A 23419-nucleotide genomic window follows, 5' to 3' on the forward strand; every position below is an offset into this window, starting at 1 on the left:
AGCCTTATTACTATACCATACCCGCCGGGGAAATTCAAGCCTGATTTTCCCGGGCGGAAGGGGAAGGGAAAAGATGACCATTCTGTAAAATGCGAAAGAAGTGGCTACCCAAACGGGAAAAAAGGTGCTATGATGTATTCGTTGGATTCTATTCATCTGCCGGAAAGGGGGAAGGGCCATGGGAAGCTGGAAAAAGCTGTGGGCGGTGTGCTGCCTGGCGGCGGCGTGCTGTCTGTTTGCCGGCTGCGCTCCCATCAAGTTCCGCCTGGCGGCGCCGGAGGAGCTGTACAGCCTGCCCAGCCTGCCGGTGGAGTACACGGAGCTGAACAACTGCATCAAGGCCCTGCTGGACCAGGGGGCGGAGTACGCCGCGCCGGTGTCCGGCGCCAACACCCAGTCGGTGCAGCTGGTGGACCTGGACGGCGACGGCCGGGAGGAGGCGCTGGCGTTCCTGCGCAGCGGCTCCGAGGAAAAGCCGCTGAAAATCTACATTTTCACCCCCGTCGGCGAGGGCTACGAGCAGTCCATGGTCATTGAGGGCAGCGGCACCTCCTTTTACAGCGTGTCCTACCGGGACCTGGACGGCGACGGCCGCATGGAGCTGCTGGTGGGCTGGAAGGTGGGCACCAACCTGCAGGCCCTGACGGTCTACGCCCTGCGGGGAAACCGGGCCGAGGAACTGCTGCGGACCAACTATGTGAAGTATGCCGCCGCCGAGCTGGACCCGGACCGGGAGGGCACGGAGCTGGTGGTGCTCCAGCCCGACGAGGAGGGCGACGGCGTGGCGGACTTTTACACCTGGGACCGGACCGCCGGCCCCGCAGCCCTGACCCGCACCTCCAGCGCCCGGCTGTCCATGAACATGGCGGAGCTGAACTCCGGCCGGGTGGTTTACGGGGCGCTGCAGGACAGTGTTCCGGCGCTGTTTGTCACCGGCGTCAGCGACTCCAGCGTGGCCATCACCGACATTCTGGTGACCAAGGAGGGGGAGCTGACCAACGCGGTGCTGTCCGACACCACCGGCGTGTCCACGGCACTGTTCCGCCACCAGATGCTGTTTCCGGCGGACATCAACGGCGACGGCGTGACGGAGGTTCCGGCGCCCTCCACGCTGCCCTCTCACGGCGGCGGGGCGGATTATCTCATCAACTGGCGGCAGTACAGCCGGGACGGCTCCGGCACCACGGTGTGCTTTACCTACCACAACAACGATGACGGCTGGTACCTGGAGGTGCCGGAGGGCTGGGTGAACCGCATTGTGGCCACCCGCAGCCAGAACGGCGTGGGCGAAAGCGCCGTGACCTTTTCCATCCGGGGCGTCACCGAGGAGGATGACAGGGATTTCCTGCGCATCTGCGCCATCACCGGCGACAGCCGGGAGATCCGCGCCACCCGGGGCGACCGCGTCATTCTCAGCCGGCAGACGGAGACCATCTACGCCGCGGAGCTGCTGGACGCCAACCGCCAGTGGAGCGGCGGCATCACGGAGGACGAACTGCGCAGCCGGTTCAACCTCATCACCACCGAGTGGAGGGCGGGGGACAACTGATCCCCCGCTGACGGAATATCACGCGGGCCCCGGCGGGCCCCGCAGAAAGGAAGCATCATGAAGAAGGTTCTGGTTCTGGAGGATGAATCCAGTATTCGCAGTTTTATTGTGATCAATCTGCGCCGGGCCGGGTATGACGTCATTGAGGCGGAGACCGGCGAGGAGGCGCTGGAGCGGCTGAAGGAGCATCGGGACACCAAGGTGGCCCTGCTGGACATCATGCTCCCCGGCATCGACGGCTTTGAGGTCTGCCGCCGCATCCGGGCCGTCAATACGAAAATCGGCATCATCATGCTCACCGCCCGCTCCCAGGAGATGGACAAGGTGACGGGCCTGATGACCGGCGCCGACGACTATGTCACCAAGCCCTTCTCGCCGGCGGAGCTGACCGCCCGGGTGGACGCCCTGTTCCGCCGGGCCGGCGGAGAGGAGACCGCCCAGACCGGCGAGATCCGGCAGGACCCCTTCCTGCTGAACACCCGCAACCGGACGCTGGAGAAAAACGGCCAGCGCATCAAGCTGACCCAGGTGGAGTACTCCATTATGAAGGTGTTTATGGAGAACCCCGGCAAGGCCCTGTCCCGGGAGGAGATTCTGGACATGGTCTGGGGCCGGGACTACTTCGGCGAGCTGAAGATCGTGGACGTGAACGTCCGACGCCTGCGGCTGAAGATCGAGGACAATGTCCAGAACCCCACCTATATCACGACTGTGTGGGGCTACGGCTATAAATGGGGCTTCTGAGAATTCCGGGAGACATTGTCCCCGCCGTGCCGAAGGGCGCGTACAAGCGTTTTGCGGAGCAAAACCTTGGCGCGGCGGAATTCATTTCCGCCGTGCAGGTGAAATGAAAAGGGCTCCCATGAAGCGGCGCTTCATGGGAAATCAATGTCCAGAACCCCACCTATATCACGACTGTGTGGGGCTACGGCTATAAATGGGGCTTCTGAGCGCATATCACCGCTGACGGGAGGGACCGCCCATGAGGGGACGGAAACAGTCTACGGCCTGGGAAAAGGAATACCGGGAAAACTGGCGGCGGGAACAGAAATTCCTGCGGGACCACAGGGAGGCGCGGATTTCTCCCCTGGACCGGAAGCTGGATGAGCTGGCGCCGGAGGCGCTGTCCGGGACCCTCCACGCCGCCTTTGTCAAGGCGTTTGAAGTGGTGTTTCAAAAGGGCACCGGCGTCATCGGCCGGGTGGGACGGCGGGAAAACCGCCGGATGGACGCCAAAATCCGCCAGTACAAGGCGGAGCTCCGGGAAAACCGGCGGAATCTCCGGGCCTTTTCCCGGGCTGCGGACCGTTCCGGCCTGGGCAACACCCTGGCTGCCGGCGCCGCCGGCGCGGGCATGGGCCTGTTTGGAGTGGCGCTGCCGGATGTGCCGCTGTTTACCGCCATGCTCCTGAAAAGCGTGTATGAGACGGCGGAGAGCTTCGGCTTCGGCCATGAGACGCCGGAGGAGCGGCGGTTCGTGCTGCTGATCATGGAGACGGCCCTCTCCGGCGGGCCGGAGCTGGAGGACGGCGACCGCCGCCTCAACGAGTTTATGCGGGATGGCGCGTGGCGGCCGGAGGAACCGCCGCTGGGAGAGCAGGTGCGCCGCACCGCCCGGCGATTGTCGGAGGCGGTGCTGTATGGAAAGGTGCTGCAGAACATCCCCGTGGTGGGGGTGGCCGGCGGCCTCCGGGACGGCGTGCTGGTCAGGCGGGTGCAGCGATACGCCGCCATCAAATACCGGCGGCGGTTTCTGCTGGCCCGGCGAAAACACTGACATCAGGGAGAGGAGGGAATGCCGGTGAGCGCTCCCATCCAGGGGGAAAACAGAAGAAAGCGCAGCCGCCACATCCGGGGCCTGCGGGAGCGGTGGATCATCAACACGGTGATGCCGGTGTTCCTGCTGGTGATTTTCATTGTGGCGGTGGCCTCCGTGGGCATTGCCTCCTATTACTATCAGGGCATGCGCACCGGACTGGAAAACCGGGCCCAGGCGGCCTCCGACTCCTTCAACAGCTACTTCATGAACAGCTACACGGAGTACTACCAGAAGGCCGTCAGCTACGCGGACAATTTCGAGGACAAGGATTACATCGAGCTGCAGTTCATCAGCGCCAGCGGCCGGGTGCAGGTGTCCTCCTCCAATCTGACGGCCGGCTCCTCCCCGGGAACCGATGACATCTCCACGGCCCTGACCCAGGGCGCCATGGAGTCCTTCCGGGGAGTGGACCCCCAGACGGGGGAGGAGATCCTGTCGGTGACGTCGCCCCTGTTTTTCAACGGGCGCATTGTGGGCGCCATGCGGTACGTCACCTCTCTCAGCAAGGTCAACGCCCAGATTCTCTTCTCCGTGGCCATCATCCTGCTGGTGGCGGTGCTGTGCATGGCCATGGTCATCATCTCCAACCTGCTGTTCATCAACAACGTGGTGGAGCCGGTGGCGGTGGTGTCCGACGCGGTAAAGCGCATCTCCGCCGGCAGCTACGGCGTGCAGGTGGAGAACAAGTACACCGGGGAACTGGGGGAGCTGGTGGACAACATCAACACCATGTCCCTCACCATCGGACAGAACGAGAAAATGAAAACGGAGTTCATCTCCTCCGTGTCCCATGAGCTGCGGACCCCCCTGACGGCCATCAACGGCTGGGGCGAGACCATTCTGGAGGACACCGCGGAGAATCCGGAGGAGATGCGCCGGGGCATCCGCATCATTCTGAAGGAGGCCCGCCGCCTGACCACCATGGTGGAGGAGCTGCTGGAATTCTCCAAAATGGAGGACGGCCGCTTCACCCTCCGGATGGAGGAAGTGGATCTGCAGGCGGAGTTTGAGGATGCCATTTTCACCTATCAGAAGCTGTTCCGCCAGGAGGACATCAAGCTGGAATACGAGCCCTCCGACGAGCTGATGGACCCGATTCCCGGCGACCCGGAGCGGCTGAAGCAGGTGTTCTGCAACGTGCTGGACAACGCCGCCAAGCACGGCGGCGCCGGCAAGCGCATCGCCGCCTCCATCCAGCGGGAGGGCGACATGGCGGTGATCCGGGTCCGGGACTACGGCCCCGGCATTCCGGAGGCGGAGCTGCCCTACGTGAAGCAGAAGTTCTACAAGGGCTCCTCCAAGGCCCGGGGCAGCGGCATCGGCCTGGCGGTGTGCGACGAGATCGTCCACCTCCACAACGGAACCTTCGACATCGGCAATGCCGAGGGCGGCGGGTGCATCGTCACCATCCGGCTGCCCATGAAAAACGAGTGAGAAAAATCGAACAAATGTTGCATTTTTAAGGGAAATACGGTACAATACGGGAAAGGGATACTATGGCAGAAAATCAGAAAGCCTGCTTCCGCACCAGCATCGGCGGACAGGCCCTCATTGAGGGAATCATGATGCGGGGTCCGGAAAAGCAGGCGGTGGTGGTCCGGGACCAGGACGGCCGGCTGGTGGAAAAGGTGGAGGAGCTGAAATTCATCAAGGACCGCTACCCCATTCTGGGCTGGCCGCTGATCCGGGGCCTTGTGAACTTCCTGGGCGCCATGGTCAACGGCGTCCGGGCGCTGATGTACTCGGCGGACTTCTATCCGGAGGAAGACGAAGGGGAGCCGTCCCGGCTGGAGCAGTGGCTGGAGGCCCATCTTTCCAGCAAGAAGCTGGAGAGCCTGATCCTGGGTCTGGCGGTGGTGATGGGCGTGGGCCTGTCCCTGTTTCTCTTTATGGTGCTGCCCACCTTCCTCACCGGCGGACTGCTGTACTTTTTCCCCGGCTTCCCCCTGTGGGGGCGGAATGTGCTGGAAGGATTGATGAAGATCGCCATCTTCCTGCTGTACCTGTGGGCCTGCTCCCGGATGAAGGATATGCGCCGGGTGTTCCAGTACCACGGCGCGGAGCACAAGACCATTTTCTGCTACGAGGCGGGCCTGCCCCTGACGGTGGAGAACGTGCGGGTGCAGCCCCGGCACCATCCCCGCTGCGGCACCAGCTTTCTGTTTGTGGTGATTTTCGTGTCCATCCTGGCCTCCGGCGTGGTGTTCGGCATCTGGCCCGTCACCAACGTGTGGCTGCGGACGGCGGTGCATCTGCTGCTGCTGCCGCTGGTGGTGGGCGTCACCTATGAGTTCAACCGCTGGGTGGGCCGCCACTCCCAGGAGGGGGGCCTGGCGGCGGTGCTGACCGCCCCCGGACTGTGGATGCAGAATTTCACCACCTTTGAGCCGGACGACTCCATGATTGAGGTGGCCATCCGGTCCCTGGAGCTGGTGCTGCCCAGCCAGCAGGGCAAAGACGCGTGGTAAAATAATCCGACGTGACCCAGCGCAGCGGTCACGGAGGAAGAGGAGGAGCAAGGGAGCGGACGGAGTTTTCGCGGGCAGCGGAAACGGAGTCCGGCGGACTTTGCGACGACGTTATGGCTACGACATATAACAATTTGTATTTGGATGTCCGCCGGAAGCTGCGGGGCGCCGACGTGGGAGACCCCACGCTGGAGGCCCGGGAGTTGGTTTGCTTCGCCACCGGCAAGAGCCGGGAGGAGTTTTACCGGGACGGCGGGCTGTACGCCTCGCCGGAGCTGGAGCAGCGGACGTGGGCGCTGGTGCAGCGCCATCTGGACGGCGAGCCGGTGGCCTACCTCATCGGCGAGTGGGAGTTCTACGGACTGCCGCTGGACATCTCCCGGGACGTGCTGATCCCCCGGCCGGACACGGAGGTGCTGGCCGCGGAGGCCATCGCCTACTGCAATACTCTGGGAGAGTGCCGGGTGCTGGACCTGTGCGCCGGCAGCGGCTGCGTCGGCCTGGCGGTGGCGGCCAACGTGCCCAAGGCCCGGGTGGTGCTGGGTGAGCTGTCCGACGGGGCGCTGAAGGTCTGCCGCCAGAACATCCGCCGCAGCGGCCTGACCGGCCGGGTGGTGCCCATGCAGGTGGACGCCATGGAGAAGCCCCCCGCCAACCTGGGGGAGTTTCATTGCATCGTCTCCAACCCGCCCTACATCCCCACCGGGGACATTTCCGGCCTGGACGCCTCCGTCCGGGATTACGAGCCCCACATGGCCCTGGACGGCGGCGAGGACGGTCTGCAGTTCTACTGCGCCATCACCCAGCTGTGGCGGGACGCCCTGGTGCCCGGCGGACGGGTGTACTTCGAGGTGGGCATCGGCCAGGCGGACACCGTGCTGCGGGTGATGCGGGCGGTGGGCTTCGGCGACATCCAGGTGGTGAAGGACCTGAACGGCATCCCCCGGGTGGTCTACGGCACCCTCTGCACGGAGGTATGACGGAACCCGTACTGCGCAGAAATCTGCGCAGTGTGAAGTGATATCTTTCTATATAGAGCAACAGCACCCGGCGGAGGCCGGGAGGACATACAAGGAGGAAGAGAACTATGGCAAAAGAAAAGGCACCGCTGCCCACGGCCGCTCCGGCGGAGGACAAGAAGAAGGCCATCGATACCGCCATGGCCCAGATTGAGAAAATGTACGGCAAGGGCTCCATCATGCGCTTCGGCGACCAGACGAACCTGAACGTGGATTTCATCCCCACCGGTTCTTTGAACCTGGACCTGGCGCTGGGCATCGGCGGCCTGCCCAAGGGCCGCATTGTGGAGATCTACGGGCCGGAGTCCTCCGGTAAGACCACCCTGGCCCTCCACGTGGTGGCGGAGGCCCAGAAGCGGGGCGGCGAAGTGGCCTTCGTGGACGCGGAGCACGCCCTGGACCCCACCTACGCCCGGGCTCTGGGCGTGAAGGTGGAGGAGATGCTGATCTCCCAGCCGGACACCGGCGAGCAGGCGCTGGAAATCACGGAGGCGCTGGTGCGCTCCGGCGCCATCGACGTCATCGTGGTGGACTCCGTGGCGGCCCTGGTGCCCCGGGCGGAGATTGAGGGCGAGATGGGCGACAGCTATGTGGGCCTCCAGGCCCGGCTGATGAGCCAGGCCCTGCGGAAGCTCACCGGCGCCGTGGGCAAGACCAACACCATCGTCATCTTCATCAACCAGCTGCGGGAAAAGGTGGGCGTCATGTACGGCAACCCGGAGGTCACCACCGGCGGCCGCGCCCTGAAGTTCTACTCCTCCGTCCGCATTGACGTGCGGCGGGTGGAGGCTCTGAAAAACGGCTCCGAGATCATCGGCAACCGCACCAAGGCCAAGGTGGTGAAGAACAAGGTGGCGCCCCCCTTCCGGGAGGCGGAGTTTGACATCATGTACGGCGAGGGCATCTCCCACGTGGGCGAGCTGGTGGACCTGGGCGTGAAGCTGAACCTGGTGCAGAAGTCCGGCTCCTGGTTCTCCATGGGCGAGGTCCGCATCGGCCAGGGCCGGGATGCCGCCAAGCAGTATCTGAAGGACCATCCCGAGGAGGCGGAGCGCCTGGACGGTGAGATCCGGAAGAATTTCGACAAGCTGATGAGCAGCCAGTCCAAGGTGGCTGCCAGGGCCGCCGGTCGGGCGGTGGACGTGAGCGCCGACGATTTCAACGATGAGAATTGACCGCATCCAGCCCTCCCGGCGGAAACGGGGCCGGGTACTGGTGTTTCTGGAGGACGGCGCCCTGCTGAAAATCACGGAGCAGGAGCTGCTGGACTTCGGCCTGCGGCCGGGAGACGACCTGACGGGGGAGACGCTGGAGCGGCTGAAGGCCGCCGCCGGCGTGTCCGACGTGAAAACCACGGCGGCGGACCTCATCGGCCGCCGGGCCATGTCCCGGGCGGAGCTGGAGCGGAAGCTGCGGGAAAAGGAAGCGTCGGACAGCGACGCCCGGTACGCCGGGGAGTGGCTGGAGGCCATCGGCGCCCTCAATGACGCGGAATACGCCGCGCTGCTGGTGCGCCACTGCGGCCAGCTGGGTTACGGTCCCGCCCGCGCCCGGGAGAAGCTGCGGGAAAAGGGCGTGCCCAGGGAGCTGTGGGAGGACGCTCTGCGGGAGCTGCCGGACCCGGCGGAGGCCATTGACGCGTTTCTCCGGAGCAAGCTCCGGGGGGAGCTGGACCAGCGGGAGAAAAAGCGGCTGTCCGACGCCCTGCTGCGCCGGGGCTTCGCGTGGCCCGATGTGAAGGCGGGCCTGAACCGCCTGGGGGCGGAGCTGTACGAGGAGTGAGGAGACATGGTGCTCTATGAGCTGCATTTTTCCCGCCCGTCGCTGGCGCCGGTTTGGATGTCCATTGCCCTGGCGTTTCTGGTGTTCTGCCTGTGGGGCCTTTGGACAACAATCGGAGAGGTGCGGCGCCGCCAGGAAAAGAGGCGGAAACTGCTGGGGCCGGGTTTGCTGGCTCTGCTGGGTCTTCTGGCATTCCGGGGGATCTGGATCAGCCCGGTGACGGAGTATCTTTCTCTGCGGAGCGCCTGTGAGAGCGGCGCTGTCAGAACCGCGGAGGGTGCGGTGAGCGGCTATGACTGCCGGCGGGGCGGAAACGGTATCTGGTATGAGCGCTTTACGGTAAACGGCGTGGAATTTACATGCGATAACTGGAATGACTATCCCGGCTATGCCGTGCGGGGCGGCGTCTTCTCGCCGAAAGTCAGCGCCATCACCGGCGACGGCCAGCAGCTGCGGGTCACCTATGTGCCGGACTGGCCCTATGAGGATGGCAGAATCAACGCCATTGTCAGAATTGAAGAATTATCCTAACTGACGGAGGATCGGATTTTGAGCTACAAAGTATCATTCATCTCCCTGGGCTGCGCCAAAAACCAGGTGAACTGCGAGCAGATGATGGCCACGGTGCAGGCCGCCGGCCACACCATCGTCATGGACCCGGACGGGGCCGACGTGGCGGTGGTGAACACCTGCGGCTTCCTGGCCAGCGCCTGCGAGGAGGCCATTGACAACATCCTGGAGATGGCGGAGCTGAAAAAGGCCGGCCGGCTGAAAAAGCTGCTGGTCACCGGCTGCATGGCCCAGCGCTACAAGGAGGACGTGCTGGGTGAGCTGCCGGAGGTGGACGGCATTCTGGGCACCGGCAGCTACGGTGCCATCGCCCAGGCCATTGACGAGGTGATGGCCAGGGGCCTGCGGCCCTGCCATCTGGGCAACATCCACACCGCCAACCAGAGCGGTGAGCGGATCCTGTCCACCCCGCCCTGGTACGCCTATCTGCGGATTGCCGAGGGCTGCGACAACCACTGCGCCTACTGCGTCATTCCCTCCCTGCGGGGCAAGTACCGCAGCCGCCCTATGGACGAGCTGCTGGCGGAGGCCCGGGAGCTGTCTGACGCCGGGGTGCAGGAGCTGCTGGTCATCGCCCAGGACATCACCCGCTACGGCACGGACCTCAACGGGGAGCACCAGCTTCCGGCGCTGCTGCGGGAGCTGTGCCGGCTGAATTTCCGCTGGATCCGCCTCCACTACCTCTATCCTGACCAGATCACCGACGAGCTGATCGACGTCATCGCCGGGGAGGAGAAAATCCTGCCCTATCTGGACATCCCCATCCAGCACTGCAACGACCGGATTCTGGAGGCCATGAACCGGCGGGACACCAAGGCTTCGCTGCTGGAGCTGCTGGGGAAGCTGCGGGAGCGCATCCCCGGTCTGGTGCTGCGCACCAGCCTCATCACCGGCCTGCCCTACGAGGACGAGGCGGCCTTCGAGGAGCTGTGCGATTTCCTGCGGCAGGTGCGCATTGAGCGGGCCGGCGTGTTCCCCTTCTCTCCGGAGGATGGCACCCGGGCCGCGCTGATGGACCACGTCAGCACCGAGGAGGCCCAGCGCCGGGCGGAGCTGCTGGTGGACGTGCAGTCCGACATCATTGACGCCTATAACGACAGCATCCTGGGCCAGACCCGGGAAGTGCTGTGCGAGGGCTTCGACCAGCAGGCCCAGATGCTGGTGGGCCGCAGCTATGCCGAGTCCCCGGACATCGACGGCCGCATTTACTTCACCGCCGACGGCGCCGTGGAGCCGGGTACCTTTGTCACCGTCCGGCTCACCGGCGTCATGGACGGCGAGCTCACCGGCAAGCAGGTGGAGGAGTAAGGCAGGAAAGGATGGTATCCCATGAATTTGCCCAATAAATTAACTCTTTTGCGCATTTTATTGATCCCTGTGTTTATGGTGGTACTGTATTGGGGCTTTCCCGGCGCCAATTACGCGGCGCTGGCCATCTTCATCATTGCCAGCTTCACCGACATGCTGGACGGCAAGATCGCCCGGAAGTATCACCTGGTGACGGACTTCGGCAAGTTCGCCGACCCCCTGGCGGACAAGATGCTCACCACCGCCGCCATGCTGTGGTTTGTGGAGAACGGCCAGATGGCCGCCTGGGCGCTGCTGATCGTGGTGTGCCGGGAGTTCGCCGTCAGCGGGCTGCGGATGCTGGCCGCCGACAAGGGCAAGGTCATTGCCGCCGGATGGTCCGGCAAGGTGAAAACCGCCTCCACCATGGTGTGCATTGTGCTGATGTTCCTGAACATTCCGCCGCTGCTGAACACCCTGTGCGTGTGGGTCATCGTCCTCACCACCCTCTACTCCGGCGTGGAGTATTTCCTGATGAACAAGGACGTCATCGCCACCGCCTGAACTGAAAAGCGCCGGCCCGGCCGGGACGGCGCTTTTGCATATATGTCGGACTTACAGCCGGGTGAGGAAGCTCCACAGCAGCTTCCCGCCGTAGAACAGGATCACGGCGCCGCAGACCCGGTTGATGGCCCGCAGCACCCGGGCGTTGAACTGCTCCCGGAATACGGAGATCATCCAGGTGAGGGAGGGGAACCAGAGGCAGGAGGCGGTGGCCACGCCGGAGATGAAGGCGGTGGACTGGGCCGGCGGCAGCGACGCGTGGAAGGCACCCAGCATCATGGTGCCGTCCAGAATGGCCTGGGGATTGCACCAGGTGACCACACAGGCGGTGGAGATGGTTTTCCAGAGGGAGATTTCCGCTGCCGGGGCGCGGATGTCCTCCGGCTGCGAACGGAGCAGCGTCACGCCGATGAACAGGACAATGAGGCTTCCCGCCAGCAGAATCACCTTCTGCAGCCACGGATACCGCACCATCACCGCGCCGACGCCGAAAAAGCAGGCCAGCGCCAGCGTCACGTCGAAAAAGATGACGATGAGGGAGGTCAGCAGGGCGCGTCTGCGGGAGGAGGACAGGGCCGAGTGGATGACAAACAGGTTCTGCAGCCCTACGGGGGCCACGTAGGCCAGCCCCATGGTCAGCCCCTGAAGATAATATGCCACGGCTCTCCCTCCCATCCGGTTCCGCGCGGTACCGGCCGCGTTGTTTCTGTTACAGTATACCGCACCGTCCGCCCCAAGGCAAGAAAAAACGGCGTCCGGCGGGAGGAAACCGGCGCTGGCTTCCTGCGCTGATTCTGGTTTTCGGGAAATCGTTCATCAGAATGACAGAACGGGATTCGTTTCCAGGCCGGCCAATCCCGTTCCGCTGTCCGATAAAGCGGAAATTGTCGAGCTGAATTATACAGGTGTTCCGACTTCAATCAGATTTCCGTCAGGGTCATAGAATCTGACCACCTTTTGTCCCCAGCTGTGTGTCATCAGGTGATTGACGTATTCGGTTTCCGGGTAAAGCGTCTCAAGACGTTCTGCAAATTGTTCTATGTCAGGCTCTTCAAAATATAATTCGGACTGATTACTGTTTGGAATGATGCTTCTTTTCGTGAATTGTTCCCAGTAACCTGATTCCTGTAAATACAGGTTATCTGTCAATTCCATATTTCCATCGTTGTCCTGAAGCAGTTGAAACCCAAACATATCACTGTAGAACTTCAGCGCACGGTTGCAATCTTTCACAACAATAAGCGTTCCTTTGTATTTCATATGTGTTCTCCTCCACAAATTCCGATTTGTTGACTGACTTCCATATTACTATATTTCTCTGCCCGGATCAAGGATTGGCAAACTGCCGCGGTTTGCGCCGCCAACATTTCAAGTTCATTGCCTCCGGCGCTTCTCCGCTTGACAACGGGCAAAAATCCTGCTACGATACTATCCGAAATCGAATAGCGCAATGAACGGAAAGAGTAACAGACCGCCTGAAGGGCAGAGAGGACGCGTCACCGGCTGCAAGCGTGTCCACGGAGGGAGCTGCGAAGTGCGTCCGGGAGCGCGGGGGATGTGGAAGCCCTCCGTCCGGCCAGCGTCAATGGCCTCCTTGAGCGATAAAAGAGAGTGGAACCGCGATTCGTCGCCTCTCGTACCTTGGTACGGGAGGCGTTTTTTCATCCTCCCGACCACACACACAAGGGAGTGTTTGTAACCATGCGCATGACCCGACTGGGCGGCCTTCTGGCCGCCTACCAGCGCCGCGACCCCGCGGCAAGAAGCAAGCTGGAAATCTTCCTGCTGTATCCCGGCGTCCACGCGGTGATCTACCACCGCATCGCCCACTGGCTCCACTGTCACAAGCTGCGGTTCCTGGCTCGGGCGGTGTCCCAGTGGAGCCGGTTCTGGACCGGCATCGAGATTCACCCCGGCGCCGCCATCGGCCACCGGCTGGTGATTGACCACGGCATGGGCATCGTCATCGGCGAGACCGCCGAGGTGGGAGATGACTGCCTGCTGTATCAGGGGGTGACTCTGGGCGGCACCGGCAAGGACCAGGGCAAGCGCCACCCCACGCTGGGCAACAACGTGCTGGTGGGCAGCGGCGCCAAGGTGCTGGGCCCCTTCACCGTGGGAGAGAACGCCCGCATCGCCGCCGGCGCGGTGGTGCTGGAGGAGGTTCCCCCCAACAGCACCGCCGTGGGCGTTCCCGCCCAGATCGTCCGGGTGGACGGCCGCCCCGTGTATTACGCCGACGATGTGGACCAGATCCACATCAAGAACCCCACGCTGGAGAAGCTGAACGCCCTCACCGCCCGGGTGGAGGAGCTGGAGCGCCGGCTGCGGGAAAAGGAACAGCAGTGATCCGCGGACCTTCCGCGGCGAAAGGAACACACCATGGAACTGAGCATTCACCACACCGCCATCATCGCCTCGGACTATCAGGCGGCCAGGACATTCTACGTGGAAAAGCTGGGGCTGCCGGTGCTTTCGGAGCGCTTCCGCCCGGAGCGGGGCGACTGGAAAATCGACCTGCAGGCGGGAAACAGCCGGATCGAGCTGTTTGTGATCCCCACCGCGCCGCCCCGGCCCAACTACCCGGAGGCTCTGGGCCTGCGGCACCTGGCCTTCCGGGTGACGGACCTGGACGCCGCCGTCCGGGAGCTGGAGGGCAAGGGCATTCCCTGCGAGCCCATCCGGACGGACCCGGTTACCGGCTGCCGGTTCACCTTTTTCAAAGACCCAGACGGGCTGCCCCTGGAGCTGTACGAAAATCAAGGATGAAGGAGAAGCATCATGTATCTTTACAATTCTGCCACCCATAAGAAAGAGGAGTTCAAAACCCATACCCCCGGCCACGTGGAGATGTACACCTGCGGCCCCACGGTGTATCACTTCGCCCACATCGGCAACCTGCGGTCCTATATCATGGAGGACGTGCTGGAGAAGTATCTGCGCTACGCCGGCTATGACGTGAACCGGGTCATGAACATCACCGACGTGGGCCATCTCACCTCCGACGCCGACGAGGGCGAGGACAAGATGCTCAAGGGCGCCAAGCGGGAGCACAAGTCCGTCATGGACATCGCCAAATTCTACACCGACGCCTTTTTTGAGGACTGCCGGAAGCTGAACATCAAGCGCCCTGACGTGGTGGAGCCTGCCACCAACTGCATCGACGAGTATATCAAGATCGTCTCCGGCCTCATGGACAAGGGCTACGCCTACTTCGCCGGCGGCAACGTGTATTTCGACACCTCCAGACTGGACCACTACTATGTGTTCAATGACCACAACGAGGAGGACCTGGCGGTGGGCGTCCGGGAGGGCGTGGAAGAGGACACCAACAAGCGCAACCGCAATGACTTCGTGCTGTGGTTCACCAAGTCCAAGTTCGAGGACCAAGCCCTGAAGTGGGACTCCCCCTGGGGCGTGGGCTATCCCGGCTGGCATATTGAGTGCTCCGGCATCTCCATGAAGTACAACGGCGAGTATCTGGACCTCCACTGCGGCGGCGTGGACAACGCCTTCCCCCACCACACCAACGAAATCGCCCAGTCCGAGTCCTATCTGGGCCATCCCTGGTGCCCCCAGTGGTTCCATGTCCACCACCTGAACACCGCCACCGGCAAGATGTCCAAGTCCAAGGGCGAGTTCCTGACGGTGTCCCTGCTGGAGGAGAAGGGCTACGATCCCCTGGCCTACCGGTTCTTCTGCCTCCAGAGCCACTACCGCAAGGCGCTGGTGTTCAGCTGGGAGAACCTGGACAACGCCCAGGGCGCCTACAACAAGCTGCTGAAGAAGATCGCCGCCCTCACCGACACCGCCGGCACGGTGGATGAGGAAGTGGCCGGGACCTTCAAGGAGAAGTTCATCCAGCAGCTGGGCAACGACCTGAACACCTCCATGGGCATCACCGCCCTGTACGACGTGCTGAAGGCCAAAACCAACGACGTCACCAAGCGGGCCATCCTGGCCAGCTTCGACGAGGTGCTGGGCCTGTCCCTGCTGGAGAAGGCGGACGCCCTCCGGGAGAAGGAACAGAAGGCGGCTACCGCCGTGGGCGGCTACACCGTCACCGGCGAGGGTGACCCGGCCATTGACACACTGGTGCTGGCCCGGGGCGAGGCCAAGAAGGCGAAGAACTTCGCCGAGGCGGACCGCATCCGGGAGGAACTGAAGGCCCAGGGCATCGAGGTCACCGACGTCCCCGGCGGCGCCGTGTGGAAGCGCGTCTGAGAAACAGCAAAACCGGCAGAGGGGGCTTTCACCCTCTGCCGGTTTTTCCGCCCTTGACAAAATCCGACAAAGCGCCTAAGATATAGGAGAAATCGCACAATATAATGGCCTTTTGCCGGAAAGGACGGCTGTGAATATGGAACTGAACCGGGCGGTGGCCGCCAACATCAAGCGCATCCGCAAGCAGCAGAAGCTGAGCCTGGAGCGGACGGCGGAAGCCGCCGGCGTGTCCCGGAGCATGCTGGGACAGATTGAGCGGGGGGAGGCCAACCCCTCCGTGGCGATTCTGGGAAAGCTGGCGGCGGCGCTGAAGGTCCCGGCGGAGGAGTTCCTCCGCTGCGACGCCTTTGAACCCACCCTGCTCTCTCGGGAGCTGGACAACAAGCCCCAGCGGCTGGACGGCGGCAAGGTGGTGCTGCGCCGCTCTATGCCCTACGAGGAGGGGACCCGCAGCGAGACCTGCTTTCTGGACGTGTACATCAGCGGCACCTACACCCCGGACAGCGCTGTCACCGGCAGCCTCTGCACCGTCACCATGATTTCCGGCACCGGCTTTCTGACGGTGGACGGGGAGACCTATACCCTGCAGGAGCGGGACGCCATGCGCTTTGCGGCGGACCAGCCCTGGTCCCTGCGGAACCAGGGCAACGCCACGGTGCGGGCCATGCTGCTGTGGCAGTATCGAAAGGAAGGATAACCCATGGAACTGATCCGAAATGCCGTTCCGGCGGACGCGGAGGCCCTGACCGCCATTGAGGCGGCCTGTTTCCCGGCGGCGGAGGCCGCTACCCGGGAGGAGTTCGCCGCCCGTCTGGCGGTGTACCCCAACCACTTCTGGGTGATGGAGGAGGACGGCCGCATTGTGGCCTTTGTCAACGGCATGGTCACCGACGAGCCCACCATCCGGGACGAGATGTTCGCCGACGTCTCCCTCCACAACGAGAAGGGGGCGTGGCAGGCCATTTTCGGCGTCAACACCCTGCCGGAGTACCGGCGGCAGGGCCGGGCCGCCCGTCTGCTGAACCGGGCCGCCGATGACGCCCGGGCCCAGGGCCGGAAGGGCTGCATTCTCACCTGCAAGGACCGGCTGGTCCACTACTACGCCTCCCTGGGCTACGCCAGCGAGGGCGTCTCCGCCTCCGTCCACGGCGGCGCGGTGTGGTACGATATGCGGCTGACGTTCTGAGGTCAGCGGGAAGGAGGCGTGTGCCATGGCGGATCATCACGGAAAAAAGCAGAATTACGCCGGGGGAGTGGGACTCCTGCTGGCCACCGTCTGCGTCTGCTACCAGGCGCTGAAGCGGGTGGAGGCCCGCCTGAAGGAAAAGGCGGAAAAGAAGAAATAAACGGAAGGGACGCAAGTCCCTTCCGTTTATTTTAATATGTGGCATTCCGGTCCTTTTCCCGGCAGAGCTCCGCCCAGCGGCAGTCTCCGCACACGGCGGACAGCTTGCCGGGCGCCAGAATGCGGCTGACAACGGCCTCCCGGAAATCGCCCCAGGTGAGGGTCTGGCCCGGCTCCAGACCGCACAGCTCCAGCACCCGGCGGTCATAGTCCCCGGCGTCGGGGCAGGGGGCGAACCGGTTGGGGCAGCAGGCGCACAGCGTGTCATGGCCCTCCGTCAGGCGGATGGGGGTGTCCGGCGTCAGCTCCGAGAGCACCGCCGCCATGTTGCGGCTGAACTCGCCGCTGTACCCCTTTCCCTCGAAGAACCCCAGGCACAGCCCGTGGTGAGGCCGCAGGGCGCACTCACCTGACATGGCGTCTCAGCACCCGGCTCAGGGCGATGGCCATGGCGATTTTCACCAGATCGGGAATGATGAAGGGGAACACGCACCAGCCCAGGGCGGTGACCAGACCCACGGCGCCGGAGGTGCGGGCGTAGACGATCATGAACCAGGCGGTGCCGAAGGCGTAGCACAGCGCCAGACCCAGCACCATGGTGACCGCCACCACAGGGGTGCTGGTGCCGAGGCGGGCGGTGAGGAACCAGTACAGCAGGCCCACCAGCAGATAGCTCAGCAGGTAGCCGCCGGTGGTGCCCAGCAGGGCCCCCAGGCCGCCGGAGAATCCGGCGAACACCGGCAGGCCGATGGCTCCCAGCAGCAGGTAAACCAGGATGGCGGTGGTGCCCCGCCGGCCTCCCAGCAGGCCCAGCACCATGAAAATGCCGAAGATCTGCATGGTGAAGGGGACGGTGGCGGGAATGGTGATCCAAGCGCAGACGGCGATGATGGCGGCGGACACGGCACAGTAGACCAGATCGCGGGTGCGCTGGGCGGAAGCGGATGCAGACATAACAAGACTCCTTTCAGGCGGAAAAACTGGAGTCATTCTACCACGGGATTCGCTGACTGTCAACTCTGTTATCTAAATTGGGTTGACAGAATTGACAAAGCCACAGGCGGGACTCTTGTCCCGCCTGTGGCTTCAGATTTTCGTTCGCTGGCAGATGGCCCGGACGTGGGCCTGGATGGATTTCAGGTCCTCGAAGGTCTCCGGCCGCTTGGACACGTCCCGCAGCAGGGCGGAGGGGTGGTAGATGGCGGTCATGTGGACGCCGTTTCGCTGGAACCACTGGCCGTGCTCGGCGGTAATGCGGAAGTCCTCCCGGATGATCTCCTTGGCGGCGATGCGCCCCAGGCAGACGATGATTTTGGGCCGCAGCAGCGCCGTCTGGCTGCGCAGCCAGCCCAGACAGGCCTCCTGTTCTACGTTCAGCGGGTCCCGGTTCTGGGGCGGGCGGCACTTGACGGTGTTGGTGATGTACACCTTGGTGCGGTCCAGGCCGATCATGGCCAGCATGTCGTCCAGCAGCTGTCCCGCGGGGCCTACAAAGGGCACGCCCTGCTCGTCCTCCCGCTGGCCCGGCCCCTCGCCGATCAGCAGGATTTCCGCGTCCCGGGCGCCGTCGCCGAACACCACGTTGGTGCGGGTCTCCCACAGGGCACAGCCCCGGCAGTTGAGGCAATCCCGTTTCAAGTCCTCCCAGGCAGCCATGATGGTCCCTCCTTTGCGTTTTTGCCATTGTAGCATATTTTCCCTACCGGCACAACCGGCATATTCCCGTCCCGGCCGGAGACACTGTGGGAAAAGGGGGATGGCGATGGCACTGGCGCTGTGGGAGTTCTGGACATACAGTTTTCTGGGGTATCTGCTGGAAAAGGGGTTCGCCGCCGCCACCCATGCCCGCCAGCAGACCCGGAAGGGGTTTCTGCTGCTGCCCCTGTGCCCGGTGTACGGCCTGGCGGTGACGGCGGTGCTGGCGCTGCCGCCGGAGCTGACGGCCACCTTCGGAGGCCGGTTTTTCTGGGGCGGCCTGACGGCCACGGCGGTGGAGTACGCCGTCCACCTGCTGTATGACCGGCTGCTCCGCGTCCGGTTCTGGGACTATTCCGGGCTGCCGGGAAACCTGGTGGGGCGGGTGTGCGTCCCGTTTTCCGCCGTATGGGGGCTGCTGCTGGCGGCGGCGGTTCCAAGCGTCCAGGCGGCGCTGGCGCCGCTGCTCTCGTCCGTTCCGCCGGGGTGGACCTACGCCATGCTGCTGCTGTTCACCGCCGATGCGGTGGCCTCCGGCCGGGTGCTGCAGGTGACGGGGGACCCGGAGGCCCTGTCTCTGCGGGGGTGAAAAAACGCCGAAGCTGTGCTTCGGCGTTTTTCCGTCATGATTTCCGCCGGAGGAGGGCGGACAGGCTCCGCTTGTACCGGCACAGCTGCTCCTGACAGTTCCGGCACCGGAGGGCGTCATTGCCGCACTCCAGAAACCGCTCCGGATGACGGCGGCAGGTGACCTCCCACCGCAGGAAAATCGCCGCCGAGAGCAGGCAGGCGCTGACGCTCAGGGGGCCGGGGACGGCCAGCAGGGGCGTGCACAGCATCAGGTAGTCCCAGTCGAAAATGCGGCAGGTGGTGCAGCAGCGGTTGTGCATCAGCCAGGACTGGAAGGGGCAGTAAAACAGGATGCAGAAGATGTCACACACGCCGTAAAGTCCCGCCAGACACACCAGAAACCGGCGGCCCACCCAGCCCCTGGCATACAGCAGGAAAAAGGGCAGGTTGACGGCAATCCACAGCAGGGCGGACTTCCCCGTGCCCCGGTTTGCCGCCCGGATTTCCTCCGGCGGGGGGAGGGCGCCGGTGGGGCGGAAACGGGCGGCGTATTTTTTCTGGCACCCCAGACTCTCCCGCCGGGAGGGAAACAGCCGCAGCGCCATGGACGCCATCAGCCCCAGCCAGGCCAGGGTCAGGGGCGTCAGCCCCCGGGGATGGGACAGGTCTGCAAGAAAGGCCTCCGGCGCCGCCAGGGCGTACCACACCAGCAGGAAAAAGATGGCGGCGCGGAGGAGGAAGCAGAACAGATAGTATTCTCGGGTCCGGGAACGGTTCATGAGACGGCGGCTCCTTTCAGCTGTTCCTCCAGCCACAGCCGCAGGTCGTCGTACACTGTCTCCCGCCAGCAGTCATTGAGAATCTCATGGCGGGCCTCCGGGTAGAGGTGCATGGTGACCTGCCGCATTCCGGCTGCGCGGAAGGATTCAAAGGCCTTCCGGACGCCCTTTCCCATGTCCCCCACCGGGTCCATGGCGCCGGAGACGAAGTGGATGGGGGTGGCCGGGTCCATTTTCCGCAGGTTCGACGGCCGGGTGATGAAGCCGATGCCCCACAGCATCTCCCGGAACAGCCCCACAGAGGCGCTGCCGCCGCACAGGGGATCGCTGATGTACCGGTCCACGTTGTCCTCGTCCACCGACAGCCAGTCGCTGCCGGTGCGGTTGGGGGCGAAGGGGCGGTTGTAGGCGCCGAAGGCCAGCTTCTGCACCAGGGGACTGATGCGGTCGGCGCCGATGCGGAGGGCCTCCAGGGCCGCCACCAGCCGTCCGCCCAGAAGCAGGAGGGGACCCTGCTGGCCGGTGCCCATGACGATGGCACCGTCCACGGTGCCGGGATAGCGGATCAGGTAGGTGCGGGCCAGGAAGGACCCCATGGAGTGGCCCAGCAGGAAGCAGGGCACACCGGGGTAGTCCCGGCCGATGCGGCAGCGGGTCTCGTACAGGTCATCCACCACCGTGTTCCAGCTGCCTTTGGGACCGAAGTACAGCCGGGGGGCGCCGGGAGCCACCGACTCCCCGTGGCCCAGATGGTCATTGCCCACCACGGCGAAGCCGTGGCCTGTCAGGTACGCCGCGAAGGGCTCGTACCGGTTGACGTACTCCGCCACGCCGTGGGAAATCTGCACCACGGCCCGGACATCCCCCTCCGGCCGCCACTCCACCGTGTGGATGGGGGAGCGGCCGTCCCGGGAAAGACGGGTGGATTCGGTTTTTTGCATGGAAAATCCCTCCTCCGTGTGTTATCATAAAAGAAGTATAACACGGATTGCCGAAAAACGCAAAACCCACATGCAGACAGGAGGAGTCCTATGGAAACCTATGTGATGGCCCTGGACCAGGGCACCACCAGCTCCCGCGCCATCCTCTTCAACCGGGCCGGCGAAATCGTGGCCCGGGCCCAGTACCCCTTCCGGCAGATCTATCCCCAGCCCGGCTGGGTGGAGCACGACCCCATGGAAATCTGGGCCACGGAGAAGCGGGCACTGGCGGAGGCGGTGGACGCCGCCCACATCGACCCCCGGCGCATTGCCGCCATCGGCATCACCAACCAGCGGGAGACCACCATCCTGTGGGACGCCCGGACGGGGGAGCCGGTGCACAACGCCATCGTCTGGCAGTGCCGCCGCACGGCGCCGGAGTGCGACCGGCTGAAGGCGGAGGGCCTGGGGGAGACGGTGACGGACAAAACGGGATTGCTGATTGACGCCTACTTCTCCGGCACCAAGATCCGCTGGATGCTGGACAACGTCCCCGGCGTCCGGGAACGGGCGGAGCGGGGCGAGCTGCGGGCCGGCACGGTGGACAGCTGGCTCATCTGGAACCTCACCGGCGGCAAGGTCCACGTGACGGACTACTCCAACGCCTCCCGCACCATGCTGTTCAACATCCACACCCTCCAGTGGGACGAGGAGCTGTGCCGGGCGGTGGGGGTGCCCATGAGCCTGCTGCCCCAGCCCCGGCCCAACAGCGAGGTCTACGGCGCCGTGGCCCCCGGCATCCCCGGCCTGGAGGCCCTGGCGGGCATCCCCATCTGCGGCAGCGCCGGGGACCAGGCGGCGGCGCTGTTCGGCCAGGCCTGCTTCCGCCCCGGCCAGGCGAAGAACACCTACGGCACCGGCTGCTTCACGCTGATGAACGTGGGCGCCGCGCCGGTGCGGTCCAGAAACGGGCTGGTGACCTCCGTGGGCTGGTGCCTGAACGGGGAGCTGACCTATGCCCTGGAGGGCAGCGTGTTCAACGCCGGCAGCGCCATCCAGTGGCTGCGGGATGAGCTGAAGCTGATTTCCAGCGCCCCGGAGTGTGACCGGCTGGCGGAGAGCGTGCCGGACTCCGGCGGCGTGTATCTGGTGCCTGCCTTCACCGGTCTGGGCGCCCCCTACTGGGACATGTACGCCCGGGGCACCATTGTGGGCCTGACCCGGGGCACCACCCGGGCCCACATCGCCCGGGCCACCCTGGACGCCATCGCCTTTGAGGTGACGGACCTGGTGCTGGCCATGCAGGCCGACGCCCCCTGCCCCGTCACCACGTTGCGGGTGGACGGCGGCGCCTCCGTCAGCGACATCATGATGCAGACCCAGGCGGACCTGCTGCGCCTGCCGGTGGACCGGCCCGCCATGGTGGAGACCACCGCCTTCGGCGCGGCGGCCCTGGCGGGCCTGGCGGCGGGAGTCTGGAGCGGCACGGAGGAGTTGGAGCGCCTGCGCCGCAGCCAGCACGTGTTCGCGCCGCTGCGGGACGGGGAAGCCTGCGCCGCCGACTACCGCCGGTGGAAACGGGCGGTGGAGCGGTCCACCGCCTGGGCGGAGCGGGAGACCTGAAACTTTTTTTGAATAAAGCGTAAACGATGGGCAAACCGGTTGCGCTTTTCAAAGTTCTGCGGTATACTGTTCCCAGAATCCGGGGGAGAACCGGGGACCCGAAGCTGAAAGGAGTACGAGCATATGGCATTTTTTGACGAACTGAGCAAAAAGGTGAAAGAGACTGCCTCCGTCGCCGGGGAAAAGGCGAAGGACGCGGCGGAACTGGCCAAGATCAACGTGGCCATTGCCGGTGAGCAGCGGGAGATGGAGAAAAACTTCCGTGCCATTGGCGAGTGGTTCGTGAATGAGTACAGCGGCGAGATCCCCGAGGCGGTGAAGGATCTGGTGGAGGCGGTGGCCGCTTCCAAGGAGAAGATCGCGGAGCTGGAGGCCAGCAAGCCCGGCAAGGACGAGCCTGCCGCCGAGGAGCCCAAGTCCGCCCTGAAGACCTGCCCCATCTGCGGCGCCCAGTCGGACAGCAAGTTCTGCCCCCAGTGCGGCGCGCCCATGGGCGAGTGAGTCTGCCGAAGGAACTGAAAACGCCGCCGTCCGGCCGGACGGCGGCGTTCTTTTGCACGCGATTGGGGTTATGACGGGTCATCGTCCCCGTCCAGACGGTCCTTCAGGGCCTCCAGCTTCTCCCGGGCGCGGGTCAGATAGTCCTGCTCGGCGCCCTTGCGGCTGGGCACGAAGTTCATGGCGGCGCTCTTCTGCTGGCCCTGGCCCCGGGCGTAGAAGAAACCCACCACGGAGAACACCAGCGCACCGATGAAGTTCACGAACAGGTCCTTCATGGTGTCGATGAGGCCGATGTCCAGATACCCGCCGATGCCCAGGCTCTGGCCGTTGACCACCGTGTCCGTGATGCCCTTGATGGAGACGGTTTTGTTGGAGTTGGTGGGGTCCAGCAGCACGGAGTTGATGGAGTGGATGATGGTGTCCTTCTGCATGTCCACGTGGAGCAGCATGTCCATGCTGAACTCGAAGAACTCCCACAGCACGCCGATGGTCATGGAGAAGCAGAAGGCCACGATGGCCATGTACACCGGAGAGAGGGACAGAGAGACTCGCTTGTTGCGGTTGCACATGTCCACCAGGGAGAAGCCGATGGCGGCGCACAGGAAGCCGTTGATGGTGTGCAGCATGGTGTCCCAGTAGGCAAAGGTGGTGTAAAAGGCCCGGATCTCGCCCAAAATTTCCGCGGCGAAGATAAACAGCAAAAT

The 23419-nt window shown here is 64.2% G+C and carries 28 protein-coding genes; 20 read left to right on the forward strand and 8 right to left on the reverse strand.

The window, feature by feature from the left end; all coding sequences use genetic code 11:
- Positions 1-178 precede the first annotated feature (178 nt).
- From SOX55_RS03315 to pgsA, 11 genes are all read left to right on the forward strand, one after another.
- Entirely contained in the window at positions 179-1549 is a 1371-nt protein-coding gene (locus tag SOX55_RS03315; protein WP_325286013.1) for an FG-GAP repeat domain-containing protein, read from the forward strand.
- Positions 1550-1606: 57 nt separating this feature from the next.
- The gene (locus tag SOX55_RS03320; protein WP_325286014.1) at positions 1607-2293 is read left to right on the forward strand and encodes a response regulator transcription factor; all 687 of its coding nucleotides are present in this window, start codon (positions 1607-1609) and stop codon (positions 2291-2293) included.
- Positions 2294-2531: 238 nt separating this feature from the next.
- A complete protein-coding gene (locus SOX55_RS03325) occupies positions 2532-3326 on the forward strand; it encodes an EcsC family protein (RefSeq protein WP_325286015.1) in 795 nt (264 codons plus the stop codon).
- Between the two features lie 24 nt (positions 3327-3350).
- Positions 3351-4802, forward strand: coding sequence for a sensor histidine kinase (locus SOX55_RS03330; RefSeq protein WP_325286016.1), 1452 nt, complete (start codon positions 3351-3353; stop codon positions 4800-4802).
- A gap of 62 nt (positions 4803-4864) precedes the next feature.
- Entirely contained in the window at positions 4865-5836 is a 972-nt protein-coding gene (locus SOX55_RS03335) for a DUF1385 domain-containing protein (RefSeq protein ID WP_325286017.1), read from the forward strand.
- A gap of 113 nt (positions 5837-5949) precedes the next feature.
- A complete protein-coding gene (prmC, locus tag SOX55_RS03340) occupies positions 5950-6816 on the forward strand; it encodes a peptide chain release factor N(5)-glutamine methyltransferase (protein WP_325286018.1) in 867 nt (288 codons plus the stop codon).
- Between the two features lie 107 nt (positions 6817-6923).
- The gene (gene recA / locus SOX55_RS03345; protein ID WP_325286019.1) at positions 6924-8030 is read left to right on the forward strand and encodes a recombinase RecA; all 1107 of its coding nucleotides are present in this window, start codon (positions 6924-6926) and stop codon (positions 8028-8030) included.
- The gene (locus tag SOX55_RS03350; protein WP_325286020.1) at positions 8020-8637 is read left to right on the forward strand and encodes a regulatory protein RecX; all 618 of its coding nucleotides are present in this window, start codon (positions 8020-8022) and stop codon (positions 8635-8637) included. The genes recA and SOX55_RS03350 overlap by 11 nt, the downstream gene beginning before the upstream one ends.
- 6 nt (positions 8638-8643) lie before the next feature.
- The gene (locus SOX55_RS03355; RefSeq protein ID WP_325286021.1) at positions 8644-9168 is read left to right on the forward strand and encodes a hypothetical protein; all 525 of its coding nucleotides are present in this window, start codon (positions 8644-8646) and stop codon (positions 9166-9168) included.
- Positions 9169-9186: 18 nt separating this feature from the next.
- Positions 9187-10515: a 30S ribosomal protein S12 methylthiotransferase RimO gene (gene rimO / locus SOX55_RS03360; protein WP_325286022.1), complete on the forward strand. Its 1329-nt coding sequence runs from the start codon at positions 9187-9189 to the stop codon at positions 10513-10515.
- 21 nt (positions 10516-10536) lie between these two features.
- Positions 10537-11058 (forward strand): CDP-diacylglycerol--glycerol-3-phosphate 3-phosphatidyltransferase, encoded by a 522-nt coding sequence (gene pgsA / locus SOX55_RS03365; RefSeq protein ID WP_325286023.1) that lies wholly within the window; start codon positions 10537-10539, stop codon positions 11056-11058.
- Positions 11059-11109: 51 nt separating this feature from the next.
- Here pgsA and SOX55_RS03370 read toward each other — a convergent pair whose 3' ends face one another.
- Both SOX55_RS03370 and SOX55_RS03375 read right to left on the reverse strand, forming a co-directional pair.
- Positions 11110-11718, reverse strand: a complete 609-nt coding sequence (locus tag SOX55_RS03370; RefSeq protein ID WP_325286024.1) for a LysE/ArgO family amino acid transporter — start codon at positions 11716-11718, stop codon at positions 11110-11112.
- A gap of 237 nt (positions 11719-11955) precedes the next feature.
- Positions 11956-12318 (reverse strand): VOC family protein, encoded by a 363-nt coding sequence (locus SOX55_RS03375; protein WP_325286025.1) that lies wholly within the window; start codon positions 12316-12318, stop codon positions 11956-11958.
- A 447-nt stretch (positions 12319-12765) separates the two neighbouring features.
- Here SOX55_RS03375 and epsC point away from each other — a divergent pair, with 447 nt between their 5' ends.
- The 6 genes from epsC (at position 12766) to SOX55_RS03405 (ending at position 16628) form a co-directional block, all read left to right on the forward strand.
- The gene (gene epsC, locus SOX55_RS03380; protein WP_325286040.1) at positions 12766-13407 is read left to right on the forward strand and encodes a serine O-acetyltransferase EpsC; all 642 of its coding nucleotides are present in this window, start codon (positions 12766-12768) and stop codon (positions 13405-13407) included.
- 33 nt (positions 13408-13440) lie between these two features.
- A complete protein-coding gene (gloA2, locus tag SOX55_RS03385) occupies positions 13441-13827 on the forward strand; it encodes an SMU1112c/YaeR family gloxylase I-like metalloprotein (protein ID WP_325286026.1) in 387 nt (128 codons plus the stop codon).
- Between the two features lie 12 nt (positions 13828-13839).
- Positions 13840-15282, forward strand: coding sequence for a cysteine--tRNA ligase (gene cysS / locus SOX55_RS03390; protein ID WP_325286027.1), 1443 nt, complete (start codon positions 13840-13842; stop codon positions 15280-15282).
- Between the two features lie 136 nt (positions 15283-15418).
- Positions 15419-15979: a helix-turn-helix domain-containing protein gene (locus SOX55_RS03395; protein ID WP_325286028.1), complete on the forward strand. Its 561-nt coding sequence runs from the start codon at positions 15419-15421 to the stop codon at positions 15977-15979.
- Between the two features lie 3 nt (positions 15980-15982).
- Positions 15983-16468: a GNAT family N-acetyltransferase gene (locus tag SOX55_RS03400; protein WP_325286029.1), complete on the forward strand. Its 486-nt coding sequence runs from the start codon at positions 15983-15985 to the stop codon at positions 16466-16468.
- Positions 16469-16493: 25 nt separating this feature from the next.
- Positions 16494-16628, forward strand: coding sequence for a hypothetical protein (locus tag SOX55_RS03405; RefSeq protein WP_325286030.1), 135 nt, complete (start codon positions 16494-16496; stop codon positions 16626-16628).
- A gap of 31 nt (positions 16629-16659) precedes the next feature.
- On the opposite strand, the gene SOX55_RS03410 is transcribed toward SOX55_RS03405, so the two are convergent.
- The 3 genes from SOX55_RS03410 to SOX55_RS03420 all read right to left on the reverse strand — a co-directional run bounded on the left by SOX55_RS03410 (position 16660) and on the right by SOX55_RS03420 (position 18283).
- Positions 16660-17043: a DUF1284 domain-containing protein gene (locus SOX55_RS03410; protein WP_325286031.1), complete on the reverse strand. Its 384-nt coding sequence runs from the start codon at positions 17041-17043 to the stop codon at positions 16660-16662.
- A complete protein-coding gene (locus tag SOX55_RS03415; RefSeq protein WP_325286032.1) occupies positions 17033-17581 on the reverse strand; it encodes a biotin transporter BioY in 549 nt (182 codons plus the stop codon). Before SOX55_RS03415 ends, SOX55_RS03410 begins: the two co-directional genes overlap by 11 nt.
- A gap of 132 nt (positions 17582-17713) precedes the next feature.
- The gene (locus tag SOX55_RS03420; protein WP_325286033.1) at positions 17714-18283 is read right to left on the reverse strand and encodes a uracil-DNA glycosylase; all 570 of its coding nucleotides are present in this window, start codon (positions 18281-18283) and stop codon (positions 17714-17716) included.
- A 106-nt stretch (positions 18284-18389) separates the two neighbouring features.
- Between SOX55_RS03420 and SOX55_RS03425 the strand changes: the two genes are divergently transcribed.
- A complete protein-coding gene (locus SOX55_RS03425; RefSeq protein WP_325286034.1) occupies positions 18390-18911 on the forward strand; it encodes a putative ABC transporter permease in 522 nt (173 codons plus the stop codon).
- A 34-nt stretch (positions 18912-18945) separates the two neighbouring features.
- Here SOX55_RS03425 and SOX55_RS03430 read toward each other — a convergent pair whose 3' ends face one another.
- Together SOX55_RS03430 and SOX55_RS03435 are read right to left on the reverse strand one after the other, a co-directional pair.
- Positions 18946-19671: a hypothetical protein gene (locus SOX55_RS03430; protein WP_325286035.1), complete on the reverse strand. Its 726-nt coding sequence runs from the start codon at positions 19669-19671 to the stop codon at positions 18946-18948.
- On the reverse strand, positions 19668-20612 hold the full coding sequence (locus SOX55_RS03435) for an alpha/beta hydrolase (RefSeq protein WP_325286036.1): 945 nt from the start codon (positions 20610-20612) through the stop codon (positions 19668-19670). The genes SOX55_RS03430 and SOX55_RS03435 overlap by 4 nt, the downstream gene beginning before the upstream one ends.
- Positions 20613-20702: 90 nt before the next feature.
- On the opposite strand from SOX55_RS03435, the gene glpK reads away from it, so the two are divergent.
- Together glpK and SOX55_RS03445 are read left to right on the forward strand one after the other, a co-directional pair.
- On the forward strand, positions 20703-22214 hold the full coding sequence (gene glpK / locus SOX55_RS03440) for a glycerol kinase GlpK (protein WP_325286037.1): 1512 nt from the start codon (positions 20703-20705) through the stop codon (positions 22212-22214).
- Positions 22215-22337: 123 nt separating this feature from the next.
- On the forward strand, positions 22338-22715 hold the full coding sequence (locus SOX55_RS03445; RefSeq protein ID WP_325286038.1) for a zinc ribbon domain-containing protein: 378 nt from the start codon (positions 22338-22340) through the stop codon (positions 22713-22715).
- A gap of 68 nt (positions 22716-22783) precedes the next feature.
- Here the strand turns inward: SOX55_RS03445 and SOX55_RS03450 are convergent.
- Positions 22784-23419 (reverse strand): hypothetical protein (locus SOX55_RS03450; RefSeq protein ID WP_325286039.1); only part of this gene is annotated, 636 nt, incomplete at its 5' end.

Origin of the sequence: Dysosmobacter sp. (assembly GCF_034093755.1) — a bacterium.
In the GTDB taxonomy this organism is placed as follows: Bacteria; Bacillota; Clostridia; order Oscillospirales; family Oscillospiraceae; genus Oscillibacter.